Here is a 19,779-nt window from a genome sequence, read left to right as displayed (position 1 = left end):
CCCTGTGCGGGTGCCGCACAGGGCTGGAAAAAGCTTGAGCTAGGGCAAATGCCAGTTGTCAGCACTTTGTTTCAATCAAGTCCAAGGGGAAACCACCCCGATTCAGTGACCCAAAGGAAACACCAAGATGAAGAAGACTCTGCTGGCAATTGCCGCTCTGACTGCCCTGACCTCCGGTGCTGCAATGGCGCAGCAGCAAGACGGCAACTGGATGGTGCGCGTGCGCGCCGTTCACTTGGACAGCGCTAACAAGGACTCCACCGGTCTGGGCTTGTCGATCAACAACAAGACGATGCCCGAGTTCGACATCTCTTACTTCTTCACGCCGAACATCGCTGCAGAGCTGATCCTGACCTACCCCCAGAAGCATGACGTGCGTTCCAGCGCACTGGGCGGCAAGATCGGTACCCTGAAGCACCTGCCTCCCACCCTGCTGGCCCAGTACCACTTCACCAACTTCGGTGCCTTCAAGCCTTATGTGGGCGCTGGTATCAACTACACCCGCTTCTCCAGCGTGGACATTGCTGACGGCGCTGCCGACGTGAAGCGCAACAGCTGGGGTGGTGCCCTGCAAGTGGGTTTCGACTATGCGCTGGACAAGAACTGGTCCATCAACTTTGACGTGAAGAAGCTCTACCTCAAGACCGACGTGAGCCTGGCTGGTTCCAAGATCGGCACTTTCAAGGTCGACCCCGTGCTGGTCGGCGTGGGCGTGGGCTACCGCTTCTAAGCTGTACGCTGGATCCTTCCAAAAACCGCTGCCTTGGCAGCGGTTTTTTTATGCCTGCGCTGCCTCTCGCGGTCGGAATGCCCTGAGCCCGTAGAAATGGGTCGTCACGGTTTGGCGAGCAGTCGAAGTGCCGGTGATGGATTGGGGAAAGGCTGGTGGCGTGGGGATCAGGCGGTTGCTTTGGACAAGGTTGCCAGGCACACCGCCGACTTCAAACGCCCAGTGCCTGACCGACCAGACACAGCCCGCTGACCACCAGCAGGCCGCAGATCACCCGGCGCAAGGCGCTGGGGGAAACGCAGCGTGCTAAGCGATTGCCCAGCAGCACGCCGGCGACGGCTACACCCATCAGCAGCAACCACCGCTGCCACAGTTCGGCCTGTGACAGGCGCCCGGATGCGCCCATGGTCAGCAGCACGGTGCAGGCGCTGGCGGCAATCACCACCGGTGTGGTGGCACGCAAGGCCTGCATGTCGGGCAGTCGGCGGCTGAGCCAGGCGACGACCAAGGGGCCGGCCGTGCCAAACAGCATTTCCACCAGGCCGATGGCGCCACCCATGGCCGCAGCCCAAGGGGTGGAGGCTGCGCTGCCCGTACGCAGAGGGGCCGGAGCGGCGCGCAGTGCGTGCAGACCCACGGCGGCCACATAAGCCCCCAGCACCAGCAAAGGCCAGCGTGCCGACAGCACCTGGCTGAGCCACAGGCCGGCCAGGGCGCCGGCGACCAGGCCCGGCAGCAGGCGGCGCAGTTCGGTCATGTTCACCTGGCGCAGATTCAGCCCACCGTGCAACAGGGATGCAGGCACATCCAGCAGCAGGGTCAGGGCCACTACCTCCGGCAGCGGCCAATGCCAGGCCAGCAAAGGCACGATCACCAGGGCCGAGCCAAAGCCGGTGATGCCCAGCACCACATAACCCGCCAGCACGACGGCGGCGGGGTAGAGCAGCTCGGGCATCAGGCCACAGCGCCAGAGGTCATGGGCGGCATTGCAGCGGGCCAGCTCTCTGCCTGCTCCAGCCCGACATCGGCATCCAGCGGGTACATCGGACGGGGCAACTGCTGGAAGGGGAACAGGCTGTAGTCCGAGCTGCAGACACCCGGACCGCTGACCAGCACGATGTGCCTGGCAAACGGCTCAAAGCCGGCGCGGAAATGCTGGCGCGACTTGAGCAGCACGTACCTGGCCTGGGCTGGATCCACGCCGGCATGGGTAAAGACGCCGGTGTCGTAGGGCTCCTGCGGGCGCTCGGAGATGAAGATGCGCACCGTGCCTACACGCAGCACGGCCGTGCGGCCCAGGCTCAGGCGCATGCCGGTGTACATGGGGCCGGTGACGGTGTAGTCGCCATCGGTCAGCCGCTCCACCACTCCGCACAGCCGCAGTGGCTGGCCCTGCAATTGCAAGGCAGGCATATCGGTCTTGCCGCCCACGTCCAGCGTCACTTCGGCACCCACGCCGGCGTCAAACAGTGTGGCCACGCTGGCCGGGTCACAGAACGGGCCCGCCACCACATCTTCCAGGCCCTGTGCCAGCACTTCCTGCAGCACCGCCATGATGTCGGTGGTACCGCCGGCGCCGCAGTTGTCGCCGTGGTCCACCAGGATCACCGGGCCCTGCGGCAGGCGCTTGGCCTGGGCAATCGATTCGGCCACTGGCGCGGCGGGAAAGACAAAGTCCGCGCGGCGCGCCCAGGCCAGGGTGCATAGCTCGTCCAGCAGTTGCTGGCCTTGCGCCAGGCGATCGCGCTCGGTCACGATGACCACGGAGAAGCCGGCGCAGGGAATGTCGGACAGCGGAAAACCGCCAAACACCGAGGCGTTGCAGACCTCGCCGTCACGCTCAGCCTGCATGGCGCGGTCCATGATGTCTTTCATGGGCTGCATGGCCGGTGTCTGGCGCAGCATATGGGTCAGCATGGGCAGGCGGCGCCACAGCAGCACCGGGGCGCTGCGGCGCTCCAGCAGCGCGCGGATGCTGCGGCCCACGCGGGCCCCGGTTTCGTACACATCCACATGTGGGTAGGTGCAGTAGCCGGCGATGGCCGTGGCGTGGCGGATGAGTTCGCGGCTGAAGTTGGCATGGAAGTCCAGCGCCACGCCGATGGGCAGGCCTGCCGGGGTGCAGGCGCGCAGGCGGCGCAGCAACTCGCCTTCGGCGTCGGCATAGCCGTCCACCACCATGGCGCCATGCAGGTCCAGCAAGATGGCATCGCAGCCTTGCTCGGCGCTGTGCACCACGGTGTCGCACAGGTGCTCAAAGGCTTCGCGTGTCACCAGGCCGCTGGGCACAGCGTTGGCGCAGACGGCAAAGTCCACGTCAGCGCCCATGTCGCGGGCCAGATCGAGGTAGGCGGCGGCAGCGCTGTTGGTGCCCTCGCAGGCCATGCGGGCGGCATCGCCGTAGGCGGGGCCGTTCAAGGTGGTACCGCGGCGAAAGTCGCTCAGCTGCGTGGGTACGGGCGAGAAGGTGTTGGTTTCGTGGCGAATCAGTGCAATGACGAATTTCATGTGTCAGCCCGTTGCTTATTGTTTTTCCAGACCCGATTTCTCGACCAGCGCGCCGTAGCGCCTGGTTTCCTGCTGCAAGAAGGCCTTGGCCTTGGTGGGCTCCAGCAGCACGGTGTCCAGGCAGAGCATGTCCATGGTCCTGGTGAAGTCCTCCTCTTTGGCGCCGGCCTTGAGGATGTCGTAGAGCTTGTCGATGACGGGCTGGGGCGTGCCGCTGCGCATGACCACGGACAGGTTGGACTGCACGTTCAGTGCCTTGGGGTTCTGCTCACTTTGGGCTGTGGCCTTGGGAAATTCCTTGAGTGTGCGGCTTTGCAGCACGGCCACGGGCAGCACGCGGCCGCTGCGGGCGTGGGCGACGGAGGAGCCGACCACGTCCACATGCGCATCGGTGTGGCCGCCGATCAGGTCGGCCACGGCAGGGGGCGATCCGCGGTAGGGCACGATTTCGAACTTCAGTCCGTTTTCGCGGCGCCAGCTGTCCAGGGCCAGATAGGCGGCTCCGCCAATGGTGTTGACGCTGATGGACACCTTGCCAGGCCGGGCCTGGATGGCCTGCACCAGGTCGTCCAGGCTCTTGTAAGGCCCCTGTCCATTGACGATCAGCCAGTGCGGGTAGGTATTGAGCACGGTCACCGGGGTGAAGTCGCGGTCGCCGTCGTAGCGCGCGTCCTTGAGCAACCAGCGGTTGATGTTCAGCGTGTTGTCGCTGGCCAGGAACACGGTGTGGCCGTCGGCCGGCTCGCGCATCACGGCCAGGGCGCCGGGTACGGTGGCACCACCGGTGACGTTCTCCACCACCACGCTCACCTTGGGGAAGGCTTTGCCCAGCTTGTGGGCCACCAGGCGGCCCATGACGTCGGCCGTGCCGCCTGGCGGGTAGGGCACTACCACCTTGATGGTGCGGCGGGGCCAGTCGGTTTGCGCGTGGGCAGCGGACATGCCCAGCACGGGAGCGAGGCAGGTGGTGAGGGCCAGGCCAACAATTTGGCGGCGAGAGGGGTGCATGCGTGTCTCCTTGTTATGTATTGCCGGTATGCGAGGTAGGCAACGCGGCGGAGTATAGAAACGCATGTCGATAAGGTCTAATATATATAAGGTCTATTGTTTATATAAAAACTATATGGATGAGCACCGTCTGAAATGCTTTGTCGCGGTTTACGAGCAAGGCAGTGTGTCGGCTGCGGCCGAGCGCCTGCACATGACCCAGCCGCCTTTGAGCATCTTGCTGCGCAAGCTCGAGGAAGAGCTGAAAGTGAGTCTGTTCGACCGTAGCGGCCATCGCCTGGTGCCGACCGCCACGGGAGAGCTGTTCTATCTGCGTGCCAAGGCATTGCAGGCCAGTTTGCAGGCCGTGCGGCGTGAGCTGCGCGAGGCAGAACAGGGATCGCGCGGCACCGTGCACGTAGGCTGTGCCACGGCGGCCAGCCTGTTTCTGATGCCCCGGGTGATGGAGCAGCTGATGGCGTGTGATCTGAAGATCACCGTGCATGTGCACGAGGGCGAGACGGGCTACATGCTGCAGCGTTTGCGGGAGCGCAGCCTGGATCTGATCATCTGCCGCAGCCAGTACACGGCGCCGGAGCTGCAGAACCTGGAGATCATGAACGAGCCGCTGCGGGTGGCGCTGCCTCCACAGCACCCGCTGTGCGAACACGCGCAGGTGCCGCTGGCGGCGCTGCGCCATGAACGCTTTCTGCTGCACAGCTCACTGCTGGGCACGGGCATTTCGGACATGTTGCTGCGCGCCTGCCAGCAGGCCGGATTCACCCCGGAAGTGGCATATTGGGGCGTGGAGACCCTGCCCATGCTGTTGATGGTGCAAAAAGGATTGGGCGTGGCGTTTGCCCCCGAAAGCTTTGCCCAACTGGGTATGCAGGGTCTGCCCGCGCTGGTGCCGCTGCAGGATGCCGGGCTGCGCACGCACCTGAACCTGATCTGGCAGCGCGCGCATGCGCTGCCCCCCGCGGCCGAGCGGCTCAAGGCGCTGATTCTGGCGCAATGCGGGGTGCAGCCGGCAGGGTGAGGGGCGTGTTGCTCGGACTGCCGGCGCAGGGTGCGCGCCCATAAAAAAGGCACGCCGTAGCGTGCCTGGGTGTGGGTCCCTCTGCGCATGCAGAGGGTGGCCGGTGTGCCGCTTACTCGCGTTCGCCGCCCATGATGCCCAGCAGGGCAAGCAGGCTCTGGAACACATTGAAGATGTCCAGGTACAGCGACAGCGTGGCGCTGATGTAGTTGGTTTCGCCGCCGTCGATGATCTGCTTGAGGTCATACAGCATGTAGGCGGAAAAGATGCCGATGGCCAGCATCGAGATGGCCATCATGCCGGCGGTGGAGCCCACGAACACGTTGATGACCGAGCCCACCAGCAGCACCATGGCGCCGACGAACAGCCATTTGCCCATGCCCGACAGGTCGCGCTTGATCACGGTGGCCAGCGAGGCCATCACGAAGAACACGCCGGCCGTGCCCGCAAAGGCGGTCATGATCAGCTCGGAGCCGTTCTTGAAGCCCAGCACCATGGCAATCATGCGCGAGAGCATCAGGCCCATGAAGAAGGTGAAGGCCAGCAGCACGGACACGCCGGCGGCGGAGTTCTTGGTCTTTTCGATCGCGAACATGAAGCCGAAGGCACCGACCATGAACACGATCAGGCCCAGGCCGCCGGAGAGCGAGCGGGTGATGCCGGTGGACACGCCGATCCAGGCGCCCAGCACGGTGGGCAGCAGGCTCAGCGCCAGCAGCCAGTAGGTGTTGCGCAGCACCTTGTGGCGCTGCTGCTGCGAGATGGCAACGCCAGCAGTGTCCCAAGAGGTGACGTGATCATTCATGGATAGGTTTCTCCTGTGTGTGGCTGCCGTTCAGGCAGTCCAGTGAATATGAGGGTGGAGGAAGGAAAGCGCAAGGGCCATGCGCTGGCACCCGTGGATGGACCTGGGCATTTTTAGGTTGTAATGTTTTGCGCTCAGGGTCGCTTTCGGTCCGGGTTTGCACATTATGCTGGTTGCTTCCTACTCAGCGCAAATTTCTGCCTTACAGACCATGAAGACCAAGCACGAACTCGAACTGTCCGACGTCAAGAAGATCGCCGCCGCCGCCGAGGCCGAGGCCCTCAAGAACAAGTGGGCTGTGACCATCTCCATCGTCGACGATGGCGGCCACCTGCTGTGGCTGCAGCGCTTGGACGGCGCCGCGCCCATCTCCTCGCACATCTCGCCTGCCAAGGCCCGCACGGCCGCCGTGGGTCGCAAGGACACCAAGGCGTTTGAAGACATGATCAACAATGGCCGCACCGCTTTCCTGAGCGCGCCGTTTGTCGACGGCCTGCTGGAAGGTGGCGTGGCCATCGTCAAGGACGGCCAGGTGCTGGGCGCCGTGGGCGTGTCCGGTGTGAAGGCCAGCGAAGATGCACAGGTGGCCAGCGCCGGTATTGCGGCCCTGGGGCTGTAAGCAGCCAGGCTTTCCGCCTCGCCGGCTGCTGTGCGCTTTCAAGCGCACCGGCGGCCACCAACAAAAAGAGCGCTTCGGCGCTCTTTTTGTTGGTGGAGGCATCTGGGAGGCGGCGGTCATGGCCGGAAGGCCGCCCGATGCGCACTACATACCGCGTAACGGCAGCTTTATCCCGCAGTCCGCAGGCGTGCCTGACTGGCGTGGTTGACGTAGCTGGCGCGGCGGGTGCAGCCGTGAAGCATGGTCAAGCATGAAAAAAGAGCGCCGAAGCGCTCCTTATGGGGAGGGCGGGCAGGGCGCTCTCAGACCTGGGCCAAGGCCTGCTCCAGATCGGCCAGCAGGTCGTCGATGTGCTCAATGCCCACGGACAGGCGCACCATGCCTTCGGTGACGCCGGCCTTGGCCAGCTCGGCGGGGTCCAGCTGGCGGTGGGTGGTCGAGGCCGGGTGGGTGGCCAGCGACTTGGCATCGCCAATGTTCACCAGGCGCGTGAACAGCTGCAGGGCATCGAGGAAGCGCGCTCCGGCGGCACGGCCTTCGCTGCCCTTGAGGCTGAACGACAGAATGCCCGAGGCGCGGCCGCCCGACTGCTTTTGCACGATGGCATGGTCGGGATGGTCTTTCAGGCCGGCATAGCGCACCCATTCCACCTTGGGGTGGTTTTGCAGTGTTTCTGCAATCTTCTGCGTGTTTTCGCAGATGCGGTCCATGCGCAGGGCCAGGGTTTCAATGCCTTGCAGGATCTGGAAGGCGTTTTGGGGCGAGATGGCGGCGCCCATGTTGCGCAGCGGCACCACGCGGGCACGGCCGATGAAGGCGGCGGGGCCTAGCGCCTCGGTATAGACCACGCCGTGGTAGCTCACGTCGGGCTCGTTCAGGCGCTTGAAGCGGGCCTTGTGCTCGGCCCAGGGGAATTTGCCGCTGTCCACGATGGCGCCGCCCACGCTGGTGCCGTGGCCGCCCAGGTATTTGGTCAGCGAGTGCACGACGATGTCGGCGCCATGCTCAAACGGACGCAGCAGATAGGGCGAGGGCACGGTGTTGTCCACGATCAGCGGCACGCCATGCTGGTGGGCCACATCGGCCAGTGCACGGATGTCGGTCACGTTGCCCAGCGGATTGCCGATGGATTCGATGAACACGGCCTTGGTCTTGCCGTCGATCAGCTTGCCGAAGCTGGCCGGATCGCGCGGATCGGCGAAGCGCACCTCGATGCCTTGCTGCGGAAAGGTGTGGGCAAACAGGTTGTAGGTGCCGCCATAGAGCGTGCTGGCGGACACGATGTTGTCGCCGGCTTCGGCCAGGGTCTGGATGGCGGCAGTGATGGCGGCCATGCCCGATGCCACGGCCAATGCGGCAATGCCGCCTTCCAGGGCCGCAACGCGCTTTTCCAGCACGTCGGTGGTGGGATTCATGATGCGGGTATAGATATTGCCCGGCACCTTCAGGTCGAACAGATCAGCGCCATGCTGGGCGCTGTCGAATGCGTAGGCCACCGTCTGGTAGATGGGCACAGCCACGGCCTTGGTGGTGGGGTCGGGGGCGTAACCGGCGTGAACGGCAAGGGTCTCGAGGCGCATGGATGTCTCTTTCTGGTGGTCTGCGAAAAAGGAGTGGATCCAGGTATCGCACCGGCCGCGAGGGCCTGCTGTGACCGCTGGTCCGGCATAGCTGCGGCGATTATGCAAGGGGCCCTGCGCAGAACGAACCAAGCTTTAGCTATGTGCTTATGGCGCTGGCCCCACGGTCTTTCCGGATGGGTGGCAGCACTTGGATACACTTGTTTACCTTCTTCCTTCTGTGCAGGCCCTGCATCGGTGTTCTCTCTGCCCGACCGCTATTTCGCACTCCTGGTACCGCTGTGCGTGCTGCTGCTGGCAGCGGCACTGGTGGTGTGCTGGGGAGTACTGCGCCAGCAACGCCAGCAGCGCTATCTGCTGTGGCTTGCTGCGGGCTATGCGCTTAGCGCCATTGGCCTGGGCTGGCAGAGCCTGCTGGACAGCGCGCAGTTCGCCTTCTGGGCCCCCGTGACCGGGGTGCTGTACCTGGGGGGCGCGTGGTCGCTGGCGCGTGGCATTGCCGGGCGCTATGGGAAATCGGCCCACCCGCGCACGGCGCTGCTGATCGCCATGGTGGTGCTGGCCGCTTTGTACTACTACGGCCATGTGCAGGACAGGCTGCTGGTGCGCATGCACTGGCTCAATGCCGGCCTGGGTCTGATGCAGATTCTGCCCATGCGCGGCATTTTGCGCAGCCAGCTGCCGGGCAACCGGCTGGAGCGGGCCCTGCGCATGTCCTTTCTGGTGTTTGCCTGCTACACCATGGTGCGGCCCTTGCTGATCATGTTGCTGGTGCCGGGATTGCAGGGCAACGACATTCCGCGCTCGGGCTATTGGCTGATCACGCTGGCGGGGACACTGTTGTTTGCGCTGTGGTTCACCATGCTGGTGGTGGCCTGCACGGTGCGCGATGTGTTTGCCCAGCTGCATGAAGAGCGCAGCCGTGACCCGCTGACCAGGCTGCTCAACCGCCGGGCGTTCATGGAGACCGCCGAGGGAGTGCTCCGCGACCGCCGCAGCGGCCCCTGGGCCGTGGTGGTGGGCGATATCGACCACTTCAAGCAGGTCAACGACAACTGGGGCCATGCCTGCGGTGACCGGGTGCTGCAGCAAATCAGCCTGGTGCTGCAGCAGCAAGTGCGCCAAGGCGATCTGGTGGCGCGCTTTGGCGGTGAGGAGTTTGTGTTGCTGCTGCAGCGTGCCAGCCTGCTGGATGCAGAAAGCGTGGTGCAGCGCGTGCGCCAGCAACTGGACTCCTCCGATGTGCCTGGCCTGCCCAATGGCCGGCGGGTGACGGTCAGCTTTGGCATTGCTCCGGTACAGAGCCTGGAGCACCTGAGCAAGGCCTTGTCGCGTGCCGATGCCCTGTTGTATGAGGCCAAGCAGGCCGGTCGCAACGGGGTGCGGGTGGACGCCGAAGCCCAGGCTGCCGGCATGGTGGCGCCATAATCGGACTGACGGTGGAGCAATGAATGGCCGTGGCGATCGCTCTTGAAACAAGAGCTGCTTGTGCTTTGCTGCAGGGCGCTGAGGCGTCCAAAGCCTGCAGATTCTTGGCGCGCTGACAGGGGCTGCGACCGCGCCAGGACTCGCACGGGGAATGGGCGCCGACGCCAATGTGCACTTGTACAAGATCAAAGGCAGATGCGGTAGGGCACTCTTGCGCAAAGATACACTCAGATACATAGGGCTTACAAAGCCTGCGCCCCTTTTTCCACCGCCCGCATTGCCTGTGAATCTGCCTGCTGACCAGTACTTTGCCTTGATTGCACCCGCTTGCGTGATCTTGCTGGGCGGCGTGCTGCTGGCCTGCTGGTGGGTGCAACGCAACCAGACCCGTGCGCGGTTTCTGCTGTGGATGGCGGCCGGCTATGTGCTGCCGGCGCTGGCGCTGGGCGCGCAAAGCCTGATGACCAATGCCCAGCTGGGCCGGTGGTCGCTGGCCACCGCTGTGCTGTACCTGGCAGGGGCCTGGGGGCTGGCGCAGGGCATGGCGTTGCGCTGTGGCCAGGCGCACATCAACCGCTGGGTGGGGGGGCTGGCCGTGGTGGGTACGCTGGCCGTGCTGTATTACTTCTCCTACGTCGATGACGACCTGTGGGCACGGGTGCAGTGGCTGAACGTGGGGGTGGGTGTGCTGCAGTTCCTGCCCACACACAGCCTGCTGCGTGGACCGCGCGCTCGGGACCGGCTGGAAACCGCGTTGCGCTGGACCTATTTCTTCTTTGCTTCCTATACGCTGCTGCGCCCGTTGGGGGTGTGGCTGGTGGTACCCGTCGAGCATGTGGGTGAACTCACCCGCTCGGGCTACTGGCTGCTGACGTTGGCGGGCACCTTGCTGTTCACGTTGTGGTTTTCGCTGGTGCTGCTGGCCTGCGTGGTGCGTGATGTGTTCACCACGCTGCGCGAGGAGCGCAACCGCGATCCGCTGACCCGCCTGCTCAACCGCCGCGCTTTCATGGAGGCTGCCGAAGGCGTGCTGAACGACCGCCGTGTGGCACCCTGGGCGGTGGTGGCGGGGGATATCGACCATTTCAAACGGGTGAACGACAGCTGGGGCCATGCCTGTGGTGACCAGGTGTTGCAGTCCGTCAGCCAGGTGATGTTGCAGCAGGTGCGTGCGGGCGATCTGGTTTCACGCTTTGGCGGCGAAGAATTTGTGCTGCTGCTGCAGCGGGCCAGCCTGGACGACGCGGAAGGTGTGGTGGAGCGCATCCGCCAGCAGATGGCGTCGCCCCAGGGACCCTGTCTGCCCAATGGCCAGCAGGTGACGCTCAGCTTTGGCATTGCCCCTGTCCATAGCCTGCTGCACCTGACCAAGGCATTGTCCCGCGCCGATGCCTTGCTGTACGAGGCCAAACAGGCTGGTCGCAACCGCGTGCATGTGGACCGTCTGCTGCCGCCTTCGGTGCTGAACGATTTTCAGGCGCTGAAACGCTGACACCACAGCGCGGATCGCTGTCCCTACCGCGGCTCAAAGGCATGCAGGGCTTGCAATCCTCAGGAGCCGGTCCGGCTCAGCTTCGGCGGGGCTGGAAAAGCGCTGCAATGCGGCTGCGGACGGGAGCTGCACCTTGCATGCTTTGCGGGTCTTGTGTGCCAGATGGTGGTGCCAGGGCGGTGGGCTGGAGCCCGGACGACGGCTGCGGTGTGGTCGCTGGTGGGGCGGACTGCATGGGGGCCGACCCGGGTGCGCGGGGTGCGCGAGGGTGCCGGGGCGGGCGGGCCGCTGCAGGCGCGGGTTGGCGGGCCTGCCAGGCGGGCAGGGCGGCATGAACGACGGCCGGCCCGTGGGCATCGTTGGCCGCATAGCGCAACTGGCCGGGGCTGTACTGGCGCGCCGCCCAGTTGGAGGTGGACATCTTTTTGGACTTGTGGAAGTTCTGCCCCAGCACCAGCGCTACGGCCGCACGCACACCGGTGCTGTTGCCGTACCCGTACTGCTTGAACACCCGGTCCAGGTCCACCACGTTGTGCAGTTCACAGCCCAGGCGGCGCGGCAGGGTGGCTTTGTCGTTGTCCAGGCCAAAGCCCACCTTGCAGATGCCGGGGTGGGCCAGCAGTTCGCGGGCCAGCTCCAGCGCCTGTGGATGGTGCAGCTGCAGCAGCCAGGCTGCATCCGTGGTCGCCAGCTGCACCAGGTGCGGGCCGGTGTCGACCTGCTGGGTGCTGAATATGGGCTTGCTTTCCGTATCAAAACCCAGCGCGCTCTGGGCCAGCAGGGCCGTGCGGGCGGCGGCAAACTCGGCCTCGGTGGCGGGCAGGTGAATGGCGCTGTCCGGCAGGGCTGCAAACGCAGGCAGCAGCTGGCTTTCTTCTTTGGAGGGCGGTTTGAGGCGAGGCATGGTGCGCAATTGTCGCAGCTGCACCGGGCAGGCGCCGCGCAGATGCGCGGGCTGCCGGGCAGCCTGGGTTGGTGGCGTTGTCGCCCGCAGAGCTGCTTGCGCGCTTCGCTGCGGCGCGCGTACGGCCTTCACCGGGAGAGGCTAGTCAGGCCTGGGGCTTGGGCATCGGCGCGGGGCGTGTGCGGTAGAACTGCATGGGGTGTTCCTGCATTTCCTTGGCATGCTGGTTCAGCACCGATTTCTTCATCTTGCCCACCACGTGCATCTCGCAGGGTTTGCAGTCGAAGCGCAGTGTGAGCTTTTCCTTGCCGTTGATCAGCTGCAGCGGCTCAGCCTTGATGGTGCCCTTGACGCCGATCACGCCCTTGGCCTGCTTGGGGCACAGGCTCATGGAGAAGCGCACGCAGTGCTTGGTGATCATCAGCGAGACTTCGCCTTCTTCTTCCTTGCTTTCATAGGCGGCGTCCACCACCTTCACGCCATGCTTCACATAGAAGTCATGCGCCTTCTGGTTGAACACATTGGCCAGATAGCTCAGCGTGTCCTCGGGGAAAGGGGTGGGCGGCTCCACCGGCTTGGCGCGCGGCAGGCGGATCAGGCCGTCGGCGCGGGCCTGTTCCAGCCCGGCCAGCGCATCGCGGCGCAGCTGGTTCAGGGCCGAAGCGGGCACAAACCAGGGCTGGCTGACGCTCAGCGCGATGTCGTTGACCGCGAAGATGCTGGCGCCAAAGCGGCCCAGCTGTTCGCGCAGCGTGGCTTCGGCCTTGGCCGTGTCTGTGGCGGCCTGGTGGGCCTGTTCGATGCCGGCGGTGGCGGTGAAACCGTCTTCGTCGGTCAGCGTCAGCGCAAAGCCCGCAGCAGTTTCCTTGAACTCGGCCCACAGGCCGATGCGGCGTTCGCTGGACTTCTTCTCCAGTGTGCGCACCCAGTCCATATCGCGGTTGCGGTTGATTTCCAGGCCCTTGCGCAGGTCCTTGAACTCGGCAATCTCGTTTTTGGGAAAGACCCGCCAGATGCCTTTCTTGGCATGCACGCATTCGGCACGGTTGATGTGCACGCCCACCAGTTCCTTTTGCAGGTCGTAGTAGCACAGGCCGTCGCCGTTGTGCAGCTCGGTGGCCTTGTCGCTGGCTTCGATTTCGAACCACTTGTCGCCCACCTGGGTGACCCAGCCAATGGCACGGCCGGGGGTCTTGGGGGTGTCGAAGGCGCCGATGTCGTCCTTGCGTCCGTTGACAAAGTAGTCGGTGAACTCGCGGTTGAAGTTCTGGTCGGGATCGGGCTCGAACGTGAACGTGGTGCGCCCGGAGGAGGAGCGCGCCAGCGGCTGGTCGGAGAATTCGCGCTCTTCGATGATCTCGTCCAGCAGCTTGCGGTAGTGGGCCGTGATGTTCTTCACATAGCCCATGTCCTTGTAGCGGCCCTCGATCTTGAAGCTGCGCACGCCGGCGTCGATCAGGGCGCGCAGGTTGTCGCTCTGGTTGTTGTCCTTCATGGACAGCACATGCTTTTCGTGCGCAATGATGCGGCCGCCTGCATCCGTCACCTCATAGGGCAGACGGCAGGCCTGGTTGCAGTCGCCACGGTTGGCGCTGCGGCCTGTGTGGGCGTGGCTGATGAAGCACTGGCCGGAATAGGCCACGCACAGCGCACCGTGCACAAAGAATTCGATCGTGGTGCGGGCCGGGTCGGTGGCGGCGCGCACGGCGGCAATCTGCTGCAAGTCCAGCTCGCGCGCAATCACGATCTGGGACAGGCCCACATCCTGCAGAAACCGCGCTTTTTCGGGGGTGCGGATATCGGTCTGGGTGGAGGCGTGCAGCTGGATGGGGGGCAGGTCCAGCTCCAGAAGGCCCATGTCCTGGATGATCAGCGCGTCGGCCCCTGCGTTGTAGATCTGCCAGGCCATGTCGCGCGCGCCCTGCAGTTCATCGTCGCGCAAGATGGTGTTGAGCGTGATGAAGATGCGGCTGCCAAAACGGTGGGCATGCCGGATGAGCCGCTCCAGGTCGCGGATGTCATTGCCTGCCGTGGCGCGTGCGCCAAAGGCCGGGCCGCCGATGTAGACAGCATCTGCGCCATGGTTGATGGCTTCAATGCCGATATCGGCGTCGCGGGCCGGGGACAGGAGTTCGAGCTGGTGGGGCAGGAGGGACATAGGGCGCGGATTATCCCAGGGCCATGCCGGGAGCGGGCGAAAGCGGGGAATTGACCGTTCATCGGCAAAAATACCAAAAACCAGGGATGTGCACGTGTACGAGATTTACCTACAGTGGCACTGCCACCTTCGCGGGTGGAGTGGTGCCGGCCGCAGCCGCTGACAGGCGGTGCACGGTGCGTCCAAGAGAGCCCATTGTGGTGTTGACGGTCTGCTTGCCTGGTCTGTAGACCGTCACTGTCCAGGGGGAGGGGAGGCGCGCTGAGGACATTGCCTGTCGGGGGCCGCGGCCGGACCACTGTCTCTTTCAATAAGCTTGACGGGCGCCTTCGGGCGCCCTTTTTTTGTGCCCCCCGGCACATGCAGGCTCCAGGCTGGGCGGGGATAATCGCCGGCACATGCCTGCTTCGCCTCCGCTCCCCCCCGACGCTTCCGACGCCGCCGTCGATCACGCCCACTGGATGCGCCATGCCCTGCGCCTGGCGCAGCAGGCGGCGGAGGCGGGCGAGGTGCCCGTGGGCGCCGTGGTCGTGTACCAGGGCCAGATCGTGGGGGAAGGCCGCAATGCCCCGATTGCCAGTGGCGACCCCACGGCCCATGCCGAGGTGCAGGCGCTGCGCGATGCGGCACGCCGCCTGGGCAATTACCGGCTGGAAGGCTGTACCCTGTATGTCACGCTGGAGCCATGCACCATGTGCAGTGGCGCCATGCTGCATGCGCGCGTGGGTCGGCTGGTCTATGGCGCAGCCGAGCCCAAGACCGGTGCGGCGGGTTCGGTGCTGAATGTGTTCGGCTACCCCGCCATCAACCACCAGACCCAGGTGCTGCGCGGTGTGCTGGCCGAGGAATGCGCCGCCTTGCTGGCCCGTTTCTTCCAGCAGCGGCGCCAGGCACACCGGGCGGCGGCCGTGCACCCGCTGCCGGATACCGCGCTGCGCGTGCCCGACCGTGCGTTTGCCGATCTGCCCGACTGGCCCTGGCAGCCCCGCTACCGCAGCGACCTGCCCAGTGGGCAGGGACTGCGTCTGGCCGCCGTGGACGAGGGGCCGCAAGGTGCCACGCTGACCTGGCTGTGCCTGGCCGCCAGCCCGGGCTGGGGCTGGGCCTTTCGCCACCTGATTCCCGTTTTTCTGGCTGCCGGCCACCGTGTGGTCGTGCCGGATCTGCCGGGCTGGGGCCGCAGTGACCAGCCCAAAAAGCCCCAGGCCCACAGCGCCGCCTGGCACCAGCAGCTGTTACAGGAATGGGTGGAAGCACTGGATGTGCGCCACGCCGTGCTACTGGGGCAGGGCGATGCCGCCCGGCTGGGGCTGGCCGTGGCCAGCCAGCAGCCGCAGCGCTTTGTAGGCGCCTGGCTGCACGATGCATGGCCTACAGATGCCTTGCCCCCGGCCTGGTCGGACTGGCAGTTGCAGGCGGCTCGCAAACCCCGGTGGCCGGTGGGAGCGCAGCTGCAGCAGGCGTGGGGGCTGGCCCCCTCGGCGGTGGAACAGGCCGCATTCGATGCCCCGTTTGCGGCGGCCGGCCACCGCGCGGCACTGCAGGCGGCGCCACAGTGCCGCGCCGCCTTGCCCGCTGTGCCGGCCGGGTTGCTGCACGACTGGCTGGCGCAGGGCCGCTGCTGGGTCACCCGCACGCCGCAGGCCGCGATGCAGCACCCGGTGTGCAGCGCATCCGAATACGAGGCCGCCTGGAAGCAGGTGCTGCCTGCGCTGGCCGGGCACCCGCAGGCCATGCCGTCCAACCCCGGTCTGGACTGGGGCCGGTCGCAGGCAGACGGCGGCGCACGCCGCGCTGTGGAATACTTCCGTCCGTAGCCCGCAGGCCGTGCCTGTGCGGCGTGGGTGCCTTGCTGCTGTGGCAAGACCCTCTCTCGCATTCCCCTTTTTCACGGAGCGCGCCGCCTGCTTGCGGTGCGGACAAGCTTTGGCGACCACCCGCAAATCCACCGGAACCTCTCCCAGCCCATCCCCCCGCAAGACCCCGGCCACGGTGGCTCCGGCCGCTGCTGCTGCACCTGCCTATACCGCGGAGCAGACACCGGCACAGGGCCTGGGCATGGGGCATGCCTGTGGTGCAGACTGCGGGCATGACGGCCATCACGACCACGGTCACGATCATGGCCATGCCGACCATGTGCATGCGGCCGACGGCAGCTGCTGCGGCCACGACCACAGCCACGGTCCCAAACATATCTATGTGTACTCGCCCTCGGGTGCGGTGCGTGACAAGGCCGCATTCAAGCGCGGCATCCGGCAGCTGGAAGCCATGGGGCACCAGGTGGAAGTGGATGCCGATGCCCTGGCCAGCAGCCAGCGCTTTGCCGGAGACGATGCCACCCGCCTGGCCGCCATCCACCGCGCGGCCGCCAGCGGGGCCGATGTGGCCCTGATCTCGCGCGGCGGCTACGGCCTCACGCGCATCCTGCCGGGCATCAAGTACAAGACCGTGGCCAAGGCCATTGCCAAGGGCACGCAATTTGTGGGGCTGAGCGATTTCACCGCCTTCCAGCTGGCCATGCTTGCCCAGACCGGCGCCACGACCTGGGCGGGCCCGGTGGTCAATGCCGACTTTGGCGTGGACACCCGGGATGGCGGCGAGGTGGATGACATCATGCTCGACTGCTTTGCCGATCTGCTCAGCGGCCAGGGCGAGGGTGCCGGCTGGCAGATGCCCAAGGTGGGCGAGCTGCCCAACGGCAAGCCCCAACTCAAGGACTTCTATGTGTCCGGCGGCGCCACGCTGTGGGGCGGCAACCTGGCGGTGCTGGTGTCCCTGCTGGGCACGCCGTATTTCCCGCAGATCGAAGGCGGGGTGCTGTTCCTGGAAGATGTGGGTGAGCACCCCTACAAGATCGAGCGCATGCTGAACCAGCTGCTGCTGGCCGGGGTGTTGCAAAAGCAGAAGGCCATCGTGCTGGGGCAGTTCACCGAGTTCAAGCTCAACACCCATGACAAGGGCTTCAAGCTGCAGACCGTGATTGACTGGCTGCGCATGCAGCTCAAGCGCCCGGTGCTGCAAGGCCTGCCGTTTGGCCATGTGCCGACCAAGGTGCTGCTGCCCGTTGGGGCGCAGGTGTCGCTGTCGGTGGAAGGGCGCGATGCACTGATCTACTGGGGGCATACCCACTGAATTGCTTCCGGGGCCGGCGTACGCATGGTCCCAAGCAAGGTGCCCGTTGGCGGGTGTGGGGTGATGGATGGTTCAGAGGGGACAATCGATGTGGGAATTTGCGGCCTATCCGTTGCTGGCGCTGGTGTTCGTGGGAATCTTCAGCCGGGAAGTGATTGCCCCGGCATCGCGCAACCACTGTGACCGGCGCTGGCTGTTGATGTCCAGCGCGCTGGCCTGCAGCACACTGCTGGTGACCTTGCTGGTGGGACATTGGTTCTCGGACAGCATCCGCGCCGTGGCGCTGTTCGATGTGGGCCAGCGCTGGCCCGCGCCGCTGGTGGGCCTGGCCAGCTTCGGGCTGACCAGCTTTGTCTTTTACTGGTGGCACCGTGCCACGCACCGCTGGGATCTGCTGTGGCGGGTGTTCCACCAGCTGCACCACAGCGCCCCCCGGGTGGAGGCCTTGACCGCTTTCTACGCCCATCCCATGGACACGGCAGCAGCGGTGCTGCTGAGTGCGCTGTCCAGCTACTGGGTGCTGGGCGCCAGCCCGCTGGCGGCGGCGTTCGCCATCGGCCTGACCGGTGCCTTTGACCTGTTTCTGCACGCGGACATCCGCACGCCGCGCTGGGTGGGTTACCTGGTGCAGCGCCCGGAGATGCACACCGTGCACCACCAACATGGCCACCATGCGCAGAACTACGGCCTGCCGATCTGGGACCTGCTGTTCGGCACCTGGGCCAACCCGCCCGAGCGCGTGCAGCGCCTGGGCTTTGACGACGAAAAGGCCGCGCGCATCAGCGACATGCTGCGCTGGCAGGATGTGCACAAAAAACGCTGAAGGGTGCTGGCGCATGGCGCGCCGTTCCCTTCGCTTTCCATTTTTCCAACCAGGACAGACACCGCATGGGCAAAGCCGCACTGCAATGGACTGACGCGATGCTGGCCCAGCTGGGTCAGGAAAAAGACGCCGTGCTGGCCGAGCGCTGGGGTACATCGGCCAAGACGGTCAACCTCAAGCGCAATGCGCTGGGGATTCCCGCTGCGGGGCATTTCCAGTGGACGCCCGCAGCCCTGGCGCTGCTGGGTCAGCAGCCGGATGCGGCCGTGGCACAGCAACTGGGCATCAGCAAGGCCAGCGTGGTCGCCAAGCGCACGGAGCTGGGGATTGCCCCGGCCTCTGGCGCCACGGCTGCTACTGCTGCCTACGACTGGACACCCGAGGCCGTGGCCCTGCTGGGCACAGCGTCTGACGCCAAGGTGGCGGCCCAGTTGGGAATCAGCCGGCTGACGGTCTACCACGCCCGCGTGCAACGAGGCATTGCGGCAAGCCAAGGAAGCCGCAAGCCGGCGGATGCCAGCTGATACCTGCCTGATTTCTGCTGGGTGCGTGTCGGATGCCGCTGGAAGCGGTGCGGTGGCGTGCCGCATCAGGCTCCCTGCTGGAGATAAGGGCCAGCGCGCGGCCTGCCGTTCGGCCCAGACCACGGCGCAGGCGATGATGCCCAGGCCCAGCCATTGCCCGCCATCCAGGCGCTGGCCCAGCAGCAGCCCTCGATCAGCAGTGCCACGGCGGGGTAGAGGTACTGCAGCAGCGCCACGCGGCTGGTGGGCAGGCGGGCCATGCCGGCGTAGATCAGCATATAGGCCAGGGCCGTGTGGGCCAGTCCCAGGCCGGCCAGCCACAGCCAGCTGGCGCCCGATGCGGGCCAGCCGTGCTGCAGCGGCCAGACCCACAGCAGCACGGTGCCCAGCAGGCACTGCCACCAGGCCAGGGTGCTGGCGGTGACCGGCTGGTGTCGCTGCAGCCCCTGGGCGATCAGCGTGACGGCGGCGGTGCACAGTGCGCCCAGCAGGCACAGGGCTACGCCCAGCAGGTAAGTGGGGCGGGTGGCGTGGGCCTGGTCCTGCCACAGTGCCGACAGCGTGCCTGTGGCCAGCACCAGCCCCAGCAATGCCAGCAGCACGGCTGCCACGCGCTGGCGGCTGATCCGTTCCTGGCCGCGCAGGGCGCTCCACAGCAGCAGCCACAGCGGCTGTACATGGAACAGCACCACTGCCATGCCGGTGGAGGTGGCGGGAATGGCGGCAAAGAACAGGACCCAGGCCAGCACCATCAAGGAGCCTGCGGCCAGCACCCCGGGGGCGGTTTGGCGCGTCAGCCGAAGCTGGCCGCCCTGGCGACGCTACAGCAGCCACAGTGTCAGCCCCAGCAGGCCGAAGGCGCTGCGTGCCCAGGTGGCGGTCAGCGCACCGGCCTGGGCCTGGTGCAGGAACAGCCCGATGCTGCCCAGCAGGGCGTTGCCCCACAGAAAAGGTGCAGCCCCCGAGGCGCGGTGGACACCGGATGGGGTGGAGGCCGCAAGGGCCGTGGTACAGGCTGAAGAAGAGGAGGAAGGTGGCGACATGCCGCGC

Annotated in this window: 18 protein-coding genes; 9 read left to right on the top strand and 9 right to left on the bottom strand. The window is 65.7% G+C overall.

Translation table 11 applies throughout. From position 1 onward, the window contains the following. The first annotated feature begins 127 nt into the window (after nt 1–127). Nucleotides 128–730, top strand: coding sequence for an OmpW family protein (locus tag KW830_RS06285; RefSeq protein WP_192333224.1), 603 nt, complete (start codon nt 128–130; stop codon nt 728–730). A 211-nt stretch (nt 731–941) separates the two neighbouring features. On the opposite strand, the gene KW830_RS06280 is transcribed toward KW830_RS06285, so the two are convergent. Genes KW830_RS06280 through KW830_RS06270 form a run of 3 tightly spaced genes read right to left on the bottom strand, consistent with a single transcriptional unit; the run spans nt 942 to nt 4,246 of the window. Beyond that, entirely contained in the window at nt 942–1,685 is a 744-nt protein-coding gene (locus KW830_RS06280) for a sulfite exporter TauE/SafE family protein (protein WP_218332510.1), read from the bottom strand. Beyond that, nucleotides 1,685–3,238: a M81 family metallopeptidase gene (locus KW830_RS06275; protein ID WP_192333227.1), complete on the bottom strand. Its 1,554-nt coding sequence runs from the start codon at nt 3,236–3,238 to the stop codon at nt 1,685–1,687. Before KW830_RS06275 ends, KW830_RS06280 begins: the two co-directional genes overlap by 1 nt. Before the next feature lie 15 nt (nt 3,239–3,253). Further along, nucleotides 3,254–4,246: a tripartite tricarboxylate transporter substrate binding protein gene (locus tag KW830_RS06270; protein ID WP_218332509.1), complete on the bottom strand. Its 993-nt coding sequence runs from the start codon at nt 4,244–4,246 to the stop codon at nt 3,254–3,256. Between the two features lie 115 nt (nt 4,247–4,361). Between KW830_RS06270 and KW830_RS06265 the strand changes: the two genes are divergently transcribed. Continuing rightward, nucleotides 4,362–5,264, top strand: coding sequence for a LysR family transcriptional regulator (locus tag KW830_RS06265; RefSeq protein WP_066534628.1), 903 nt, complete (start codon nt 4,362–4,364; stop codon nt 5,262–5,264). A 112-nt stretch (nt 5,265–5,376) separates the two neighbouring features. On the opposite strand, the gene KW830_RS06260 is transcribed toward KW830_RS06265, so the two are convergent. After that, on the bottom strand, nt 5,377–6,069 hold the full coding sequence (locus KW830_RS06260; protein WP_218332508.1) for a Bax inhibitor-1/YccA family protein: 693 nt from the start codon (nt 6,067–6,069) through the stop codon (nt 5,377–5,379). Nucleotides 6,070–6,280: 211 nt separating this feature from the next. On the opposite strand from KW830_RS06260, the gene KW830_RS06255 reads away from it, so the two are divergent. Beyond that, nucleotides 6,281–6,688: a heme-binding protein gene (locus tag KW830_RS06255; RefSeq protein WP_218332507.1), complete on the top strand. Its 408-nt coding sequence runs from the start codon at nt 6,281–6,283 to the stop codon at nt 6,686–6,688. A 302-nt stretch (nt 6,689–6,990) separates the two neighbouring features. Here the strand turns inward: KW830_RS06255 and KW830_RS06250 are convergent, their stop codons facing one another. Further along, entirely contained in the window at nt 6,991–8,268 is a 1,278-nt protein-coding gene (locus KW830_RS06250) for an O-acetylhomoserine aminocarboxypropyltransferase/cysteine synthase family protein (RefSeq protein WP_192333229.1), read from the bottom strand. 237 nt (nt 8,269–8,505) lie between these two features. On the opposite strand from KW830_RS06250, the gene KW830_RS06245 reads away from it, so the two are divergent. Together KW830_RS06245 and KW830_RS06240 are read left to right on the top strand one after the other, a co-directional pair. Next, the gene (locus KW830_RS06245) at nt 8,506–9,696 is read left to right on the top strand and encodes a GGDEF domain-containing protein (protein WP_272970105.1); all 1,191 of its coding nucleotides are present in this window, start codon (nt 8,506–8,508) and stop codon (nt 9,694–9,696) included. A gap of 283 nt (nt 9,697–9,979) precedes the next feature. Then, on the top strand, nt 9,980–11,188 hold the full coding sequence (locus tag KW830_RS06240; RefSeq protein WP_172591816.1) for a diguanylate cyclase: 1,209 nt from the start codon (nt 9,980–9,982) through the stop codon (nt 11,186–11,188). A 76-nt stretch (nt 11,189–11,264) separates the two neighbouring features. Here KW830_RS06240 and KW830_RS06235 read toward each other — a convergent pair whose 3' ends face one another. Together KW830_RS06235 and KW830_RS06230 are read right to left on the bottom strand one after the other, a co-directional pair. Continuing rightward, entirely contained in the window at nt 11,265–12,092 is an 828-nt protein-coding gene (locus KW830_RS06235) for a 3'-5' exonuclease (RefSeq protein ID WP_218332505.1), read from the bottom strand. A 145-nt stretch (nt 12,093–12,237) separates the two neighbouring features. Next, nucleotides 12,238–14,250 (bottom strand): U32 family peptidase, encoded by a 2,013-nt coding sequence (locus tag KW830_RS06230; protein ID WP_218332504.1) that lies wholly within the window; start codon nt 14,248–14,250, stop codon nt 12,238–12,240. Nucleotides 14,251–14,648: 398 nt separating this feature from the next. Between KW830_RS06230 and tadA the strand changes: the two genes are divergently transcribed. From tadA to KW830_RS06210, 4 genes are all read left to right on the top strand, one after another. Beyond that, nucleotides 14,649–16,067: a tRNA adenosine(34) deaminase TadA gene (tadA, locus tag KW830_RS06225; RefSeq protein ID WP_218332503.1), complete on the top strand. Its 1,419-nt coding sequence runs from the start codon at nt 14,649–14,651 to the stop codon at nt 16,065–16,067. A gap of 241 nt (nt 16,068–16,308) precedes the next feature. Continuing rightward, on the top strand, nt 16,309–17,382 hold the full coding sequence (locus KW830_RS06220) for an LD-carboxypeptidase (protein ID WP_218332652.1): 1,074 nt from the start codon (nt 16,309–16,311) through the stop codon (nt 17,380–17,382). Nucleotides 17,383–17,470: 88 nt separating this feature from the next. Continuing rightward, the gene (locus KW830_RS06215) at nt 17,471–18,205 is read left to right on the top strand and encodes a sterol desaturase family protein (RefSeq protein ID WP_255578111.1); all 735 of its coding nucleotides are present in this window, start codon (nt 17,471–17,473) and stop codon (nt 18,203–18,205) included. Between the two features lie 65 nt (nt 18,206–18,270). Further along, entirely contained in the window at nt 18,271–18,729 is a 459-nt protein-coding gene (locus KW830_RS06210; RefSeq protein ID WP_218332501.1) for a hypothetical protein, read from the top strand. 65 nt (nt 18,730–18,794) lie between these two features. On the opposite strand, the gene KW830_RS06205 is transcribed toward KW830_RS06210, so the two are convergent. Next, complete coding sequence (locus tag KW830_RS06205; protein WP_280000478.1) at nt 18,795–19,478, bottom strand: DMT family transporter; 684 nt, start codon at nt 19,476–19,478, stop codon at nt 18,795–18,797. 72 nt (nt 19,479–19,550) lie between these two features. Beyond that, the gene (locus tag KW830_RS21275) at nt 19,551–19,772 is read right to left on the bottom strand and encodes a hypothetical protein (RefSeq protein WP_255578110.1); all 222 of its coding nucleotides are present in this window, start codon (nt 19,770–19,772) and stop codon (nt 19,551–19,553) included. Nucleotides 19,773–19,779 lie beyond the last annotated feature (7 nt).

It is taken from the genome of Comamonas sp. CMM03, from assembly GCF_019218715.1.
In the GTDB taxonomy this organism is placed as follows: domain Bacteria; phylum Pseudomonadota; class Gammaproteobacteria; order Burkholderiales; family Burkholderiaceae_C; genus Comamonas; species Comamonas terrigena.
This window is presented reverse-complemented; position numbering and strand designations above follow the sequence as displayed.

What these genes read in the sequence shown, in the direction of transcription:
- KW830_RS06285 (WP_192333224.1), top strand. Translation starts at nt 128, where the DNA reads ATGAAGAAGACTCTGCTGGCAATTGCCGCTCTGACTGCCCTGACCTCC.
- KW830_RS06280 (WP_218332510.1), bottom strand. Translation starts at nt 1,685, where the DNA reads ATGCCCGAGCTGCTCTACCCCGCCGCCGTCGTGCTGGCGGGTTATGTG.
- KW830_RS06275 (WP_192333227.1), bottom strand. Translation starts at nt 3,238, where the DNA reads ATGAAATTCGTCATTGCACTGATTCGCCACGAAACCAACACCTTCTCG.
- KW830_RS06270 (WP_218332509.1), bottom strand. Translation starts at nt 4,246, where the DNA reads ATGCACCCCTCTCGCCGCCAAATTGTTGGCCTGGCCCTCACCACCTGC.
- KW830_RS06265 (WP_066534628.1), top strand. Translation starts at nt 4,362, where the DNA reads ATGGATGAGCACCGTCTGAAATGCTTTGTCGCGGTTTACGAGCAAGGC.
- KW830_RS06260 (WP_218332508.1), bottom strand. Translation starts at nt 6,069, where the DNA reads ATGAATGATCACGTCACCTCTTGGGACACTGCTGGCGTTGCCATCTCG.
- KW830_RS06255 (WP_218332507.1), top strand. Translation starts at nt 6,281, where the DNA reads ATGAAGACCAAGCACGAACTCGAACTGTCCGACGTCAAGAAGATCGCC.
- KW830_RS06250 (WP_192333229.1), bottom strand. Translation starts at nt 8,268, where the DNA reads ATGCGCCTCGAGACCCTTGCCGTTCACGCCGGTTACGCCCCCGACCCC.
- KW830_RS06235 (WP_218332505.1), bottom strand. Translation starts at nt 12,092, where the DNA reads ATGCCTCGCCTCAAACCGCCCTCCAAAGAAGAAAGCCAGCTGCTGCCT.
- KW830_RS06230 (WP_218332504.1), bottom strand. Translation starts at nt 14,250, where the DNA reads ATGTCCCTCCTGCCCCACCAGCTCGAACTCCTGTCCCCGGCCCGCGAC.
- tadA (WP_218332503.1), top strand. Translation starts at nt 14,649, where the DNA reads ATGCCTGCTTCGCCTCCGCTCCCCCCCGACGCTTCCGACGCCGCCGTC.
- KW830_RS06220 (WP_218332652.1), top strand. Translation starts at nt 16,309, where the DNA reads ATGGGGCATGCCTGTGGTGCAGACTGCGGGCATGACGGCCATCACGAC.
- KW830_RS06215 (WP_255578111.1), top strand. Translation starts at nt 17,471, where the DNA reads ATGTGGGAATTTGCGGCCTATCCGTTGCTGGCGCTGGTGTTCGTGGGA.
- KW830_RS06210 (WP_218332501.1), top strand. Translation starts at nt 18,271, where the DNA reads ATGGGCAAAGCCGCACTGCAATGGACTGACGCGATGCTGGCCCAGCTG.
- KW830_RS21275 (WP_255578110.1), bottom strand. Translation starts at nt 19,772, where the DNA reads ATGTCGCCACCTTCCTCCTCTTCTTCAGCCTGTACCACGGCCCTTGCG.